We start from the raw sequence: 13,885 nt of genomic DNA, 5'->3' as shown, positions 1-13,885 counted from the left end.
AGGGACGGACGACGAGGAGCGGTACGACGATGGCTGAGATCACTGCCGGTGAGCCGGCAGCCGGTGCGGTACTGGACGCCGCGGCGTCCGCCGTGGCCGCGGGCGGTCATGCCGCTCACGGCGGGCACCGGCGCCGCGTCGGCCTGGCGGGCACGGCGCTCGGCGTCGTCGCCGCGACCGCCGCGGCCGGTGTCGCGATCGAACGGCTGACCGTCCACCGCGGGATGCGCCGCAAGGCCCGGCTCGCCCTCGACACCGCTGGCCCGTACGGCGCGCTGCGCGGCACCCCCGGCGAGGCCGTGGCGGACGACGGCACGGTGCTCCGCTACGAGGTCCACGAGGCGGAGCCCGAGCCGGCGGCCCACCGCCGCCGCAGACTTTTCGGGCGTCGCGGGCCCGGCCCGCTCACCGTGGTGTTCTGCCACGGCTACTGCCTGAACCAGGACTCCTTCCACTTCCAGCGCGCGGCGATGAACGGTGTGGTCCGCACGGTCCACTGGGACCAGCGCAGCCACGGCCGTTCCCAGCGCGGCATGGCGCAGGCGGACGGCGTCCCGGTGACGATCGACCAGCTCGGGCGCGACCTGCGGGCCGTGCTCGACGCCGCCGTGCCGCAGGGCCCGGTGGTGCTCGTCGGCCACTCGATGGGCGGCATGACGCTGATGGCGCTGGCCGCCCACTACCCGGAGTACGTGCGGGAGCGGGTCGCGGGCGTCGCGTTCATCGGCACGTCGGCGGGCGGGCTCGGGGAGGTCAACTTCGGGCTGCCGGTGGCCGGGGTGAACGCGGTGCGGCGGATGCTGCCCGGGGTGCTCCGGGCGCTGGGCTCGCGGGTGGACCTGGTGGAGCGGAGCCGGCGGGCGACCGCCGACCTCTTCACGGGGATCGTCAAGCGGTACTCCTTCGGCTCGCGGCACGTGGACCCGGCGGTGGCCCGTTTCGCCGAACGGATGATCGAGTCGACGCCGATCGACGTGGTCGCGGAGTTCTTTTCGGCCTTCCAGGAGCACGACAAGGCGGACGCGCTGGCGGTCTTCGCGGGCCTGCCCGTCCTGGTGCTGAGCGGCGACCGGGATCTGGTCACCCCCGCCTCGCACAGTCAGGCGATCGCCGAGGCGCTGCCGGACGCCGAACTGGTGCTCGTCCCGGACGCGGGCCATCTGGTGATGCTGGAGCACCCGGAGACGGTGAACGACCGGCTGGCCGAGCTGATCACCCGCGCTGCGGCGGTGCGCGGGGCGCCGCGGAAGCGGCGGCCGCAGCGCCCGGTCCGCAGCCGGTAACCGGGGCCTTCCGGCCTTCGCCACCGGCCGCCTGCCGGGCCGCGCCGACGTTCCGGTTCCGTGCGGCGCGGGCGGCCGCCGCGGTGCGTCCGCCCGGTCGTGCCCGGCCGGTGCCCGGCGGCGCGTCACGGCCCGCGCCCGGAGGGCGTGCCGCAGGCGTCCCGGCGGCGCCCCGGCCGTGCGGCTCGTACCATCGGCCGCAGTGCTCCTCCCGGCCCGAAGGGGCGGTTCCCGCCCAGGCCCCCCGCCGCCTCGGGCACCGGAGGAGCGGGACGCCTCCCTCCCGTGCGAAGGCGGGACGGGACCACGCAAGGAGAGAGATGGAAGCCCCGTACGACACGAGCCGCGCCCCGGGCGCGGGTACCGGCGCGGACACCGTCGCCCCCGCGGACCCGGCAGCGGCCGCATCCCCGGTCCGGCTGACCGTCCGCACCCCCGACGCGATGCGCGAGCTCGGCCGCCGCCTGGCCCGGCTGCTGCGCCCCGGCGATCTCGTCCTCCTCACGGGCCGGCTGGGCGCCGGCAAGACGACGCTCGCGCGCGGTCTGGGGGAGGGCCTGAACGTGCGCGGCGCGGTCACCTCCCCGACCTTCGTCATCGCGCGGGTGCACCCGCCGCTCGGCGCGGGCCCGGCCCTGGTCCATGTGGACGCGTACCGGCTGAGCGGTGGCCTGGACGAGATGGAGGATCTCGATCTCGACGTGTCGCTGCCCGAGTCGGTGGTCGTCGTGGAGTGGGGCGAGGGCCGGATGGAGGAACTGTCGGAGGACCGGCTGCACGTGGTCATCGAGCGCGCGGAGGGCGCCGACGGCCCGGGCCCGGACGAGGCGGTGGCCGGGGACGACGTGCGGGAGGTCTCCGTGACGGGCGTCGGCCCCCGCTGGGCGGCCGCCGGTCTGTCGTCCCTCATGGACCTGCCCGGCCCGTCGGCCGGGGCGGACGGGCCGGGCGGGGCGGCTGGGGCGGACGGGACCGACGGCCGCGGCTGAACGGACGGGATGGCCCGGACATGCCGGGGCCAGAGGGGCCGGAGGGGCATCCGGCGCGGGCCCCGGGGAAACTCCGGGGGACACGTTCCGACATCGTGTCGGCAAGATGTTGCGCCGACGGCGCCGGGCGTGGTCCCATGGGAGAGGAGTGTGGTTAGGTGAACCTAACCCATCCTCCGAACGTTCGTACCGGAGCTCCCCGGGAGGCACCATGCAGCGCCATGAGCCCGCCGCCGACGCGGCGGCACCGGGCACCCGTCCCGAGGATCAGCAGCCGTCGGTGAGCCGCCTGCTCGCCGCCTGCGCGGCGGCCGCGGCCGTCTCCACCCCGCCGAAGGGCCCGGAGGAAGCCGGCGCCGGGAACACCGGCGGTGCCCGGGACGGCCGCCCCGGTACCCCGGGCGCGGCCACCGTGCGTCAAGCCGCCTGACGCGGATTCCGCCCTCGCTCTGATCTTCGGAAGCGGACCGGAAGCGAACCGGGAACGGGCCGGGAAGGGGCCGGAGAAAGCCCCCGGCGCCGCCTCCGGACCGGGCCGGTCAGGGAACCACGACGACCTTCGTCCCGACGGGCGCGAACTTCCACATCGCCGCGCCGTCCTCGCGCGTGGCCCGTATCCCGCCGGTCTTCCCCGCGTCCGGATCCGGCTTGGAGCCGTCCACCGCGGCGCTGAACCCGATGACCACACCCTCGGTGGTCGTGAACACCACCGAGTGCTCGATCGGCACCCCGTCCGACCCGGCGACGCTCTCCGCGCGCGACACCACCGCGTACTCGCCCGGTGCCGGGCTCACGGCGCTGGGCCAGACCTCGTACGTCCGGGTGGGCTGCTCGTTCTCGCCGACCAGCCACACCCGCTCGGCGCCCAGCGAGTAGACGACGCGCAGCCCCGTGCCGGAGTCCGCCGGCACGGCCGGCTTCTCGTCCGCCGTCTCCCCGCTCTCCGGTCCGGCGTCCTCGCTGCTGCCGGGCTCGGGCGAGGCCGAGGCGGCGGCGCGGTCCTTGGGGGCGGCCGGCCGGTCGGAGGCGCTGGCGGCAGCCTGGTAGGCCAGGAATCCGACCGCGGCGAGAGCCACCGCGGTCAGCCCGGCCACGATCTTCCCCGAGCTGCTCACTGCCACCCCTGCGACCACCTTTTCGTACCGTCGTCGTGCGTGGGCCCGACGTTAGCACCGCCGGAACCCCGCCCCGCGCCCGCGCCGGAGCCCTGCCCCGCCCGGCGCCCGGGCACGCCCCGGGCACGCCCCCGCTTCCTCTCCCGGACGGGATACCGGGGCCCGCGGCCCGGCGGGCGGGCCACGGGCCGGGCCGGGGTCCGCGCGGAGCGCCGTAGGCTGTACCCGTGCTGCTGCTCGCTCTTGACACCGCGACCCCCGCCGTCACCGTCGCCCTCCACGACGGTGAGCGCGTCCTCGCCGAGGCGTCCCGCGTGGACGCCCGGCGCCACGGGGAGCTGCTGATGCCCGCCGTGGACCGGGTGCTCGGAGAGGCCGGGGTGAAGCTGCCCTCGGTGACCGGCATCGTCGTCGGGGCCGGGCCCGGCCCGTACACCGGACTGCGCGTCGGCCTGGTCACGGCGGCCGCCTTCGGCGCCGCGACCGGCGCCCCGGTGTACGGACTGTGCACCCTCGACGGCATCGCGTACGCCGCCGGGCTGGCCGGGCTCGACGGCCCGTTCACCGTGGCCACGGACGCCCGGCGCAAGGAGGTCTACTGGGCCCGCTACGCCGACGCCCGCACCCGCCTCACCGCACCCGCCGTGGACCGCCCCGCCGAGATCGCGGAGCAGGTCGCGGACGGGCCGGCGGTCGGCGCGGGCGCGCTGCTCTACCGGGACCTCTTCCGCGACGTGCCGGAGGGGATGCCGGAACACCAGTCGGCGGGCGCGCTGGCCGCTCTCGCCGCCGAACGGCTCGCGGCCGGGGACCCGGAGTTCCTGGCGAGCGCCGGGGAGTCGGTCCGGCCGCTCTATCTGCGCCGCCCGGACGCCCAGGTGCCGGCCAACTACAAGGTGGTCACGCCACGGTGACCGGCGCGGCGACACCCGGAACCACCGGCGGGACGGCGGCCGGCGCGGCGAGGGGCGCGACGCCCGGTGTGCGCACCGGCGCGCACGCCTCGGCACCCGCCCCCGTGCCCGCCGTCGTCCTGCGCGAGATGCGCTGGTGGGACATCCCGGCGGTGCTGGACCTGGAGCGCGAGATGTTCCCGGAGGACGCCTGGACGGCGGGCATGTTCTGGTCGGAACTCGCGCACGCCCGCGGCAGGGACGCCTCCCGCCGCTACCTCGTGGCCGAGGAGACCGGCCGGGACGGGGAGCCCGGCGGGAGCGCCGGACCCGGCGGAACCGGGGAGCCCGGGAGCACCGCGCGGCCCGGCGCCCCGGCGGCAACCGGCCGGATCGTCGGCTACGGCGGCCTCGCGGCCTCCGGCTGCACCGGCGACGTGCAGACCATCGCCGTCACCCGCTCCCACTGGGGCACCGGCCTCGGTGCCCGCCTGCTGGCCGAACTGCTCGCGGCCGCCTGGGCGTTCGCGTGCGAGGAGGTGCTGCTGGAGGTCCGCGTCGACAACGCCCGCGCCCAGCGCCTCTATGAGCGCTTCGGCTTCCGGCCCATCGGCATCCGCCGCGGCTACTACCAGCCGGGCAACGTGGACGCCGTGGTCATGCGCCGCACGGCACCGGGCCCCGCCGCTCCGGACGCCCCGGCCCCCGGCCGCGCACCCGGGTCCGTATCCGAGACGGCACCCGAACCCGAACCCGAGCCCGAGCCCGAACCCGAGCCCACCGCCGGCCGCGCCACCACCGCCGGCACCCGCCACACCCCGGCAGCGGACCCAGACGAACAGGGAACGACCATCCATGGCTGACGAGCCCCTTGTCCTCGGTATCGAGACCTCCTGCGACGAGACCGGCGTCGGCATCGTCCGCGGCCACACCCTCCTCGCCGACGCCGTCGCCTCCAGCGTCGACGAGCACGCCCGCTTCGGCGGGGTCGTGCCGGAGGTCGCGAGCCGCGCCCACCTGGAGGCGATGGTCCCGACGATCCAGCGCGCCCTGAAGGAGGCCGGGGTCGCGCCCGGCGACCTCGACGGCATCGCCGTCACGGCCGGGCCCGGCCTGGCGGGCGCCCTGCTGGTCGGCGTCTCGGCGGCCAAGGCCTACGCGTACGCCCTCGGCAAGCCCCTGTACGGCGTCAACCACCTCGCCTCGCACATCGCCGTCGACCAGCTGGAGCATGGACCGCTGCCCGAGCCGACGATGGCCCTTCTCGTCTCCGGCGGTCACTCCTCCCTGCTGCTCGCCCCGGACATCACCAGTGACGTCCGGCCGCTGGGCTCGACCATCGACGACGCTGCGGGCGAGGCGTTCGACAAGGTCGCCCGGGTCCTGAATCTCGGCTTCCCCGGCGGCCCCGTCATCGACCGGATGGCGCGCGACGGCGACCCGGACGCCATCCCCTTCCCGCGCGGCCTGACCGGCCCCCGCGACGCCGCCTACGACTTCTCCTTCTCCGGGCTCAAGACGGCCGTCGCCCGCTGGATCGAGGCCAAGCGGAACGCGGGCGAGGAGGTGCCCGTGGCGGATGTGTCGGCGTCCTTCCAGGAGGCGGTCGTCGACGTCCTCACCCGCAAGGCCGTCCGCGCCTGCCGGGACAACGGCGTGGACCATCTCATGATCGGCGGCGGTGTCGCGGCCAACTCCCGGCTGCGTGCCCTGGCGGAGCGCCGCTGCGAGGACGCGGGCATCACGCTGCGCGTACCGAGGCCGAAGCTCTGTACGGACAACGGCGCGATGGTCGCCGCGCTGGGCGCCGAGATGGTGGCCCGGGGCCGGTCGGTCTCGGCCTGGGACCTGTCCGCGGACTCGTCCCTCCCGGTGACGGAACCGCACGTCCCGGGCGGGGAGCCCGCGGAAGCGGAGCACGGCCACGGAGGCACGCACTCCCACTCCCACTCTCACTCGCACGATCACGTCCACGAGCTGAGCAAGGGGAATCTGTACTCATGACCGTGGCCCTGATGTGGGAGGCCCGCGCCGCCGAGGGGCGCGCCGAGGAGTTGCTGGCCTGGGTGCGCGAGCAGCGGCTCGACGGCGAGCGGTCCCCGCTGCGGCGCGAGACCTTCGCGGCGTCCGGCGACCGGGTGCTGGTGATCACCTGGTGGGACGTCCCGCTGGACGCCGATGTCCCCGAACTCCCGGATCCCAGCCCGGAGTTGGCCGCCCGCCCGGTGCACCGCTGGCGCTTCGCATCCCTCGGCGCGGACTGACCGGCGCGCAGACCCCGGGCGCGGGGCAGGGCATCCCGCGCCTCGCGCCCCGTCCCGGTCCCGCCTCAGCCCCGTCCGGCGCCGCGCTTCAGCGCCGTCCGGACCCGCTCGCGACGCCGCCGGTCCCGCTGCCGCTCCCGGTGCCGCCGCTGCCGCCGCCGTTCAGGTCGGAGTCGTCCAGCTTCCCCCGCATGATGTCCCCGTGGAAGCCGCGGATGTGGGCCTCCACCAGGTCTCCCGCGCGCTCCTGGTCCCCGGCGGCGATCGCGTCGTAGATGGCGCGGTGCTCGCCGCGCAGCCGCCGCGCCACCGCCTCCCAGTCGTCGATCTTGTTGAACGCCTTGAGCAGGACGTGCCGGAAGGCGTTGCGCACGGCGACGGTCATGTCCGTCATCAGCCGGTTGCCGCCGGCCTCGGCGATGGCGACGTGGAACGCGGTGTCGTGGTCGTTGAAGCGCTCCCGGGACAGCCCGGGTTCGTCCATGGCGTCCAGCTCGGCCCGCATCCGCGCGAGGTGCTCGACGGTGGCGCGCCGGGCGGCGAGGCGGGCGCTGGCCCGTTCCAGTGTGGCGCGCGACTCGACGACGTCGTCGAGCGGGAAGTTCGCCAGCGCCATGTGCAGCCGGAGCAGCTGGGTGAGCCCCTCGCTGGGCATGGCCGCGATCACGCTGCCGGAGGACGGCCCGGTGCCGACCCGGGCGCGCAGCACGCCGTGGGCCTCCAGGACGCGCAGGGCCTCACGGACGGCCGCGCGGCTGACGCCCAGCAGGTCGACGAGTTCCCGCTCCGGGGGCAGCCGGTCCCCGACCCGCAGATTGCCGGCGAGGATCTGCTCCTCGATGCGGGCCAGTACGAGCTCGAAGGTGCGGGAACGCGGCACCGGTTCCCAGGCCGCGGCGTCAGCCATAGAACGCCTCTTCCCTTTCCGAGGGCCGTCGTTGGACGGGACGGGTCCCCTCGCCCCACTCCGTGAGCATACGTGAGGTCCTGGCGGCGAAAGGTCTGACCAATCAAATTGACCCGGTCGAACCTATGGACACCTCGCGATTGGCTCAATAGCGTGTGCGCGCCCCATCCGTATGGTCTGACCAAACCCTCAAGAGGACCGTATGTACCAGCCTGATCTCTCTCCCATCGCGGACAGCCTCGGCCTGTCCGCCCTCGTGGCCGCCCTTCCCCTGCTCACCCTCTTCGTCCTGCTCGGCGGCCTCAGGATGAAGGCGCACTGGGCGGGCCTCGTCTCGCTCGCCGTGGCCGTGCTGGTCGCCGTCGCCGGCTACGGCATGGCCCCCGGCCTCGCCCTGCTCTCGGCGACCCAGGGGGCGGCTTTCGGCCTCTTCCCCATCATGTGGATCGTGCTGACCGCGATCTGGGTCTACCAGCTCACCGTGGTCAGCGGCCGCTTCGAGGATCTCCGCCGGGCCTTCGGCCTGATCAGCGACGACCCCCGGATACAGGCGGTCATCATCGCCTTCTGCTTCGGCGGTCTGCTGGAGGCGCTCGCCGGATTCGGCGCCCCCGTCGCGATCACCGGTGTGATGCTGATGGCCCTCGGCTTCTCCCCGGTCCGCGCGGCGATCACCGTCCTGGTGGCCAACACCGCGCCCGTCGCCTTCGGCGCGATCGCCATCCCGATCATCACCGCCGGTGAACTCACCAAGATCCCGTACACCGAGATCGGCGCCTACGTCGGCCGGCAGACCCCGCTGCTCGCCCTCTTCGTCCCGCTGCTGCTGGTGGCGCTCGTCGACGGCAGGCGCGGTGTGCGGCAGACCTGGCCCGCCGCCCTCGTCTGCGGTGCCGCCTTCGGCCTCGCCCAGTTCGTCAGCGCCAACTACATCTCCGTCGAGCTCACCGACATCATCGCCTCGCTCATCGGCCTGGCCGCGCTGGTCGTCTTCCTCCGCGTCTGGAAGCCGCAGGGCGGCCAGGACGCCAAGGCGTCGCTGAAGGCCGCCACCGAGAAGGAGCTCGGCACGGAAGCGGCCGAGGCCCAGGAGGCCGCCAACGCCACCTCGGACCGCCGCGAGGGCTCCCTCCTCATGGCCTTCCTGCCGTACCTGATCATCATCGCGATCTTCTCGCTGGCGAAGCTGTGGACGCCGCTCAAGGAGTTCCTGGCCTCGACCGATGTGAAGATCCCCTGGCCCGGTCTGGACGGGAACATCCTCAACGCCGCGGGCGACGTGGTGACCAGCACCGTCTACACCCTGCCGTGGCTCTCCTCCCCGGGCACCCTGCTGCTGATCTCCGGCGTGCTCGTCGCGCTCGTCTACAAGGTCGACCCGGCCACCACCGTGCGGGAGTTCGGCGGAACCGTCGCCAAGCTGCGCTGGGCCCTGCTCACCGTCGCCACCGTGCTCGCCCTCGCCTACGTCCTCAACATGTCCGGCCAGACCATCACCATGGGCACCTGGATCGCCGGAACCGGCGCGGCCTTCGCCTTCCTCTCCCCGATCCTGGGCTGGCTGGGCGTCGCCGTCACCGGCTCCGACACCTCCGCCAACGCCCTCTTCGCCACCCTCCAGCAGGCGGCCGCCGCCAAGGCGGGCCTCGACCCGACCCTGCTGGTCGCCGCCAACACCTCCGGCGGCGTGGTCGGCAAGATGATCAGCCCGCAGAACCTCACCATCGCCGCCACGGCGGTCGGCCTGGTCGGCAAGGAGTCCCAGCTCTTCCGCGGCGCCATCAAGTGGAGCCTCGGACTGCTGCTCGCCATGTGCGTCCTGGTCTACCTCCAGTCCAACGTCCTGGCCTGGATGCTGCCGTAAGGCGGACGGAGAATCCCCCTCATGCGAATCGCCCTGTTCATCACCTGCTTCAACGACACCCTCTTCCCGGCCACCGGCCGGGCGGTGGTGGCGCTGCTGGAGCGGCTCGGCTGCACGGTGGAGTTCCCGCCGGACCAGACCTGCTGCGGGCAGATGCACTTCAACACCGGCTACCAGCGGGACTGCGTGCCGCTCGTCCGCTCGTTCGGTGAGGTCTTCGCCGGATACGACGCCGTCGTGACCCCGTCCGGCTCCTGCGCCGGCATGGTGCGCGAGAACCACGGCCGGGTCGCCGAGATCTCCGGCGACCCGGACCTGGCCGCCTCTGTGGCGGCGGCGCCGAAGGTGTACGAGCTGTCCGAGTTCCTGGTGGACGTACTGAAGGTCACCGATGTCGGGGCGTACTTCCCCCACCGGGTCACCTACCACCCCACCTGCCACTCCCTGCGCATGCTCCGGGTCGGCGACAAGCCGCTCCGGCTGCTGCGTGCCGTGCGCGGGATCGACCTGGTGGAGCTGCCCGAGGCCGACCAGTGCTGCGGCTTCGGCGGCACGTTCGCGCTGAAGAACGCGGACACCTCGGTCGCCATGTGCTCCGACAAGGTCCGCCATGTGCGGAGCACGGGCGCCGAGGTGCTCGTCGCCGGCGACAACTCCTGCCTGATGCACATCGGCGGTGCGCTGTCCCGGCAGCGCACCGGCGTGCGCACCCTGCACCTGGCGGAGATCCTGGCCAGTACGGAGGCGGACCCGGCCCCCGGGATGCCGGCCGCCACCGTCACCGGCTCACGGAAGCCGAAGTCCGAGAAGACGAAGTCCGGGAAGACGAAGTCCGAGAAGACCAAGGGGGCGAAGCGATGAGCGGCGGAACATTCGTTGGTATGCCGGCCTTTCCCGAAGGGGCCGCGACGGCGCTCGGCGACACCCAGCTGCGCCGCAACCTCGCGCACGCCACCGGCACCATCCGCGCCAAGCGGGCGGCGGTCGTCGGCGAACTCGGCGACTGGGAGGAGCTGCGCGAGGCCGGACGCGCCGTCAAGGAGCACACCCTGCGCCATCTCGACCGCTATCTCCTCCAGTTGGAGGAGAAGGTCACCGCGGCCGGCGGCGTGGTGCACTGGGCACGGGACGGCGACGAGGCCAACCGCATCGTCACCGAACTGGTCAAGGCCACCGGCGAGACCGAGGTCGTCAAGGTCAAGTCGATGGCCACCCAGGAGATCGGGCTCAACGAGGCGCTGGCCGAAGCCGGCATCGCCGCGTACGAGACGGACCTCGCCGAGCTGATCGTCCAGCTCGGCGACGACCTCCCCTCGCACATCCTCGTCCCGGCCATCCACCGCAACCGCTCGGAGATCCGCGAGACCTTCCTCCGCTCCATGGGCGACTACGGCACCCCCGCCCCGGACGGTCTCACCGACGAGCCCCGCGACCTGGCCGGCGCCGCCCGGCGCCATCTGCGGGAGAAGTTCCTCCGCGCCAAGGTCGGCGTCTCCGGCGCCAACTTCCTCGTCGCCGAGACCGGCACCGCCGTGGTGGTCGAGTCCGAGGGCAACGGGCGGATGTGCCTCACCCTCCCGGAGACCCTCATCTCCGTCGTCGGCATCGAGAAGCTGGTGCCGACCTGGCAGGACCTGGAGGTCTTCTTCCAGCTCCTGCCCCGCTCCTCCACCGGCGAGCGGATGAACCCCTACACCTCCACCTGGACCGGCACCGCCGACGGCGACGGCCCGCGCACCTTCCACCTGGTGCTCCTTGACGGCGGGCGCACCGACGTCCTCACCGACGAGATTGGCCGCCAGGCCCTCAACTGCATCCGCTGCTCGGCCTGTCTGAACGTCTGCCCGGTCTACGAGCGGGTCGGCGGCCACGCCTACGGCTCGGTCTACCCGGGCCCGATCGGCGCGATCCTCGGACCGCAGCTGCGCGGCACGCGGTCGGAGGTGGACAAGTCCCTGCCCTACGCCTCCACGCTCTGCGGCGCCTGCTACGACGTCTGCCCGGTGAAGATCAACATCCCGGAGGTGCTCGTCCATCTCCGGGCCAGGGTCGCGGACGGGCCACCGGAGACCGGCAAGGGCGCCGGTGCGGGCACGGGTTCGGATACGGGCACGGGCGCGGCCGGAAGCGGCGGCACCCCGGCCCGGGAGCCCGACCGGCGCCGCGGCGCCTTCTCCGAACGGATGGCCATGAAGGCCGCCCGCTGGGTGCTCTCCGACGCCCGCCGGCTCGCCGCCGCCCAGCGGCTCGGCTCCCTCGGCGGACGGCTGCTCGCCGGACGGGGCAACACACCCCCGGGCAAGATCGGACGGCTGCCCGGCCCGCTGTCCGCCTGGAGCGACGCCCGCGACACCCCGGCCCCGCCGCAGGAATCGTTCCGCGCCTGGTGGAAGAGGACTCACCAATGACCACACCCGACACCCCCGAACCCGCACCCGGGCACGCCACCGCACCGAGCCCCGCCGCACCGGCGGCCCGGCGCAACGCAGAGGCCCGCGCGGCGGTCCTCGGCCGCATCCGCCGCGCCCTGTCCGACGTACCCGGAGCGTCCGAACCGGGGCCGGTCCCCGAGACCGTCCCGGTGGAGCGCCCCTACTCCCACGCCGGCCCCGAGGCCCCCGGATCGCCCGAGGCGCTGCGGCTGCTCGAGGACCGTCTCGTCGACTACAAGGCGACGGTGCGGACGGTCGCCGACGACGCGGTGGCGGGCGCCATCGCCGAGTCCCTGGCCGCACGCGGCGCCACCCGGGTCGTCCTGCCGGAGGGCTTCCCGGAGCACTGGCGCCCGGACCCGCCCCGGGCGCGGTCCCGGGCCCCGCGCCCCGGCTGCTCCCGGACGGCGACCCGCCGCTGACCGTGACCGAACTCGACGCGGTGGACGGCGTGGTGACCACGGCGGTCACCGCCATCGCCGCAACCGGCACCCTCGTCCTCGACGGCGGCCCGGGCCAGGGCCGGCGCGCCCTGACCCTGGTGCCGGATCACCACCTGTGCGTGATCCGCGCGGACCAGGTGGTGGCGTCCGTACCGGAGGCGATGGCGCGGCTCGACCCGGCCCGCCCGCTCACCTTCATCTCGGGCCCCTCGGCCACCAGCGACATCGAACTCCGCCGCGTCGAGGGCGTCCACGGCCCCCGCACCCTGGAGGTCCTGCTGGTGACCGGCTGACGGCCCGGGCGCCGACCGCCCAACTCCCCGACCGGGGCAGGGCATCGGGGACCCCGCGCGCACAGCGTCCCGATACCCGCGCCCACCGGGACCGGCCCGTCTTCCGCCGCACGGAAGCCGGGCCGGTCCGCCTTTTTCTCGTACGGAGACGGGGGCGCCCCGCACCATGTCGCATCCGGTGCGGGGCGCCTCGGTGTCCGTCCGGTTCGGTGCCGCCGGGTCAGCTCCGGGCCGCGTAGGAGACGAAGGCGGCCCAGGCGGCGGGGGAGAGGGCGAGCTGAGGACCGGCCTTGTCCTTGGAGTCGCGGACATGGACGGTGCCGGGACAGGAGGCGACCTCGACGCAGTCGTCGCCGTCGGGGCCGCTGTGGCTCGACTTACGCCAGGAGAGGGCGACTTCAACACATGCGTCGCCCTGTGACCCGCTGTAGCTGCTCTTGAACCAAGCCAGTTCACTGGAACTCATAGCGCTCCTTGGATTCGCTTCAGCAGGCTCACGGAATCCACAGGGGTAAGAGCCTGTGAGCGCATCTTGGCATAGCGCTGGAGCAAGATGCTCACGTGCTGTGGGTCAGAAATCAGCCCACCGGACTGCTGGCCTTCGGAGTAGCCCAACCACCGGGCGCCCTCTGTCTCAAGGAGGAGGATCGGTCCGTCGAGCCCTGCGTGATCGTGCTGCTGCAACGGCATGACTTGAAGCTCAACGTTTGTCAGCGAAGCACAGTTGAGCAGATGATCGATGAGTTCCCCGGTGACTTCGCGCCCACCTGTCCGCCGCTCGATCACGGCTTGGTCGATGATGAAGCTGATGGCGATGAGCGGAACTCGTTTCAGCAGTCGCTGTCGTTCCAGCCGCGCCGCCACACGCTGCTCCACCTGCTCGTCAGACGGGGGTGGCGGCACGCTCAGTGTCACCGCCCGCGCGTACGCCTCGGTCTGCAACAGCCCGGGCACCACGCGGCACTCGTACGTGCACAGGCTTACGGCCTCCTCCTCCAGCGAGGCCCATCGGCGGAACCAGGACGCCAGCCCCGGCCGCCGGGTCAGATGCTTCGCCGCGCCCCGCAGTGCCCCGAACGCGTCCAAGACTTCCTCGGCCCGCTCCACGAAGTTGTCCGGCGGGAAGCGGCGGCCCTGCTCGATCGAGGCGACGGTCTGGACGGAGTACTGCACCTGCGGAGCGAACTCCTCCTGCGTCAGCCGGGCCCGGGCGCGGAACGCCTTGACGACCGCCCCGAATGTCTTGAGGCTCTCGGTCGGTTCGGGCTCACTGCCCTTGCCGCCGCCCGTACAGCCCGCCGCACCGCTGCCGCCCTCGCCGCCGGTGCCCTCCGATGCGACCGTCGTCATGACCGTCCCCTCCGCGTACCGCTGCTCCCCGTGGTGCTCTCGAACTCCCTTA

General features: G+C 73.8%; 16 protein-coding genes. 12 read left to right on the top strand and 4 right to left on the bottom strand.

Annotated features, from left to right (window positions below):
• The first annotated feature begins 29 nt into the window (after positions 1-29).
• From E4N63_RS12895 to E4N63_RS12885, 3 genes are all read left to right on the top strand, one after another.
• On the top strand, positions 30-1,283 hold the full coding sequence (locus E4N63_RS12895; protein ID WP_125626731.1) for an alpha/beta hydrolase: 1,254 nt from the start codon (positions 30-32) through the stop codon (positions 1,281-1,283).
• Positions 1,284-1,603: 320 nt separating this feature from the next.
• Complete coding sequence (gene tsaE, locus E4N63_RS12890; RefSeq protein WP_374112753.1) at positions 1,604-2,272, top strand: tRNA (adenosine(37)-N6)-threonylcarbamoyltransferase complex ATPase subunit type 1 TsaE; 669 nt, start codon at positions 1,604-1,606, stop codon at positions 2,270-2,272.
• A 211-nt stretch (positions 2,273-2,483) separates the two neighbouring features.
• On the top strand, positions 2,484-2,702 hold the full coding sequence (locus E4N63_RS12885) for a hypothetical protein (RefSeq protein ID WP_230240723.1): 219 nt from the start codon (positions 2,484-2,486) through the stop codon (positions 2,700-2,702).
• A 109-nt stretch (positions 2,703-2,811) separates the two neighbouring features.
• Here E4N63_RS12885 and E4N63_RS12880 read toward each other — a convergent pair whose 3' ends face one another.
• Complete coding sequence (locus tag E4N63_RS12880; RefSeq protein WP_230240721.1) at positions 2,812-3,393, bottom strand: hypothetical protein; 582 nt, start codon at positions 3,391-3,393, stop codon at positions 2,812-2,814.
• A 221-nt stretch (positions 3,394-3,614) separates the two neighbouring features.
• On the opposite strand from E4N63_RS12880, the gene tsaB reads away from it, so the two are divergent.
• From tsaB to E4N63_RS12860, 4 genes are read left to right on the top strand one after another with little or no spacing between them, the layout of a single operon-like run.
• Positions 3,615-4,301: a tRNA (adenosine(37)-N6)-threonylcarbamoyltransferase complex dimerization subunit type 1 TsaB gene (tsaB, locus tag E4N63_RS12875; protein WP_230240719.1), complete on the top strand. Its 687-nt coding sequence runs from the start codon at positions 3,615-3,617 to the stop codon at positions 4,299-4,301.
• Positions 4,298-5,143: a GNAT family N-acetyltransferase gene (locus E4N63_RS12870; RefSeq protein WP_374112752.1), complete on the top strand. Its 846-nt coding sequence runs from the start codon at positions 4,298-4,300 to the stop codon at positions 5,141-5,143. The genes tsaB and E4N63_RS12870 overlap by 4 nt, the downstream gene beginning before the upstream one ends.
• Complete coding sequence (gene tsaD / locus E4N63_RS12865) at positions 5,136-6,284, top strand: tRNA (adenosine(37)-N6)-threonylcarbamoyltransferase complex transferase subunit TsaD (protein WP_230240718.1); 1,149 nt, start codon at positions 5,136-5,138, stop codon at positions 6,282-6,284. Before E4N63_RS12870 ends, tsaD begins: the two co-directional genes overlap by 8 nt.
• Positions 6,281-6,544 (top strand): hypothetical protein, encoded by a 264-nt coding sequence (locus E4N63_RS12860; RefSeq protein ID WP_125625542.1) that lies wholly within the window; start codon positions 6,281-6,283, stop codon positions 6,542-6,544. The genes tsaD and E4N63_RS12860 overlap by 4 nt, the downstream gene beginning before the upstream one ends.
• Before the next feature lie 88 nt (positions 6,545-6,632).
• Here the strand turns inward: E4N63_RS12860 and E4N63_RS12855 are convergent, their stop codons facing one another.
• Positions 6,633-7,451, bottom strand: coding sequence for a FadR/GntR family transcriptional regulator (locus tag E4N63_RS12855; protein ID WP_125625541.1), 819 nt, complete (start codon positions 7,449-7,451; stop codon positions 6,633-6,635).
• Positions 7,452-7,653: 202 nt separating this feature from the next.
• On the opposite strand from E4N63_RS12855, the gene E4N63_RS12850 reads away from it, so the two are divergent.
• The 5 genes from E4N63_RS12850 to E4N63_RS31075 are packed head-to-tail and all read left to right on the top strand — an operon-like array spanning position 7,654 to position 12,483.
• Positions 7,654-9,315: an L-lactate permease gene (locus E4N63_RS12850; protein WP_125625540.1), complete on the top strand. Its 1,662-nt coding sequence runs from the start codon at positions 7,654-7,656 to the stop codon at positions 9,313-9,315.
• Between the two features lie 21 nt (positions 9,316-9,336).
• Positions 9,337-10,176, top strand: a complete 840-nt coding sequence (locus E4N63_RS12845; RefSeq protein ID WP_125625539.1) for a (Fe-S)-binding protein — start codon at positions 9,337-9,339, stop codon at positions 10,174-10,176.
• A gap of 20 nt (positions 10,177-10,196) precedes the next feature.
• Positions 10,197-11,723, top strand: coding sequence for a lactate utilization protein B (locus tag E4N63_RS12840; protein WP_374112750.1), 1,527 nt, complete (start codon positions 10,197-10,199; stop codon positions 11,721-11,723).
• On the top strand, positions 11,720-12,169 hold the full coding sequence (locus E4N63_RS31080) for a hypothetical protein (protein WP_308188686.1): 450 nt from the start codon (positions 11,720-11,722) through the stop codon (positions 12,167-12,169). The genes E4N63_RS12840 and E4N63_RS31080 overlap by 4 nt, the downstream gene beginning before the upstream one ends.
• Before the next feature lie 2 nt (positions 12,170-12,171).
• Positions 12,172-12,483, top strand: coding sequence for an LUD domain-containing protein (locus E4N63_RS31075; protein WP_308188685.1), 312 nt, complete (start codon positions 12,172-12,174; stop codon positions 12,481-12,483).
• 220 nt (positions 12,484-12,703) lie between these two features.
• On the opposite strand, the gene E4N63_RS12830 is transcribed toward E4N63_RS31075, so the two are convergent.
• Both E4N63_RS12830 and E4N63_RS12825 read right to left on the bottom strand, forming a co-directional pair.
• Positions 12,704-12,949, bottom strand: a complete 246-nt coding sequence (locus tag E4N63_RS12830) for a DUF397 domain-containing protein (protein ID WP_230240714.1) — start codon at positions 12,947-12,949, stop codon at positions 12,704-12,706.
• Positions 12,946-13,833: a helix-turn-helix transcriptional regulator gene (locus E4N63_RS12825; protein ID WP_125625535.1), complete on the bottom strand. Its 888-nt coding sequence runs from the start codon at positions 13,831-13,833 to the stop codon at positions 12,946-12,948. The genes E4N63_RS12830 and E4N63_RS12825 overlap by 4 nt, the downstream gene beginning before the upstream one ends.
• Positions 13,834-13,885 lie beyond the last annotated feature (52 nt).

It is taken from the genome of Streptomyces sp. MNU89 (assembly GCF_020982505.1).
Classification (GTDB): domain Bacteria; phylum Actinomycetota; class Actinomycetes; order Streptomycetales; family Streptomycetaceae; genus Streptomyces; species Streptomyces xinghaiensis.
The sequence above is the reverse complement of the archived record's forward strand: the minus strand, read 5'-3'. Positions and strand labels throughout refer to the sequence as shown.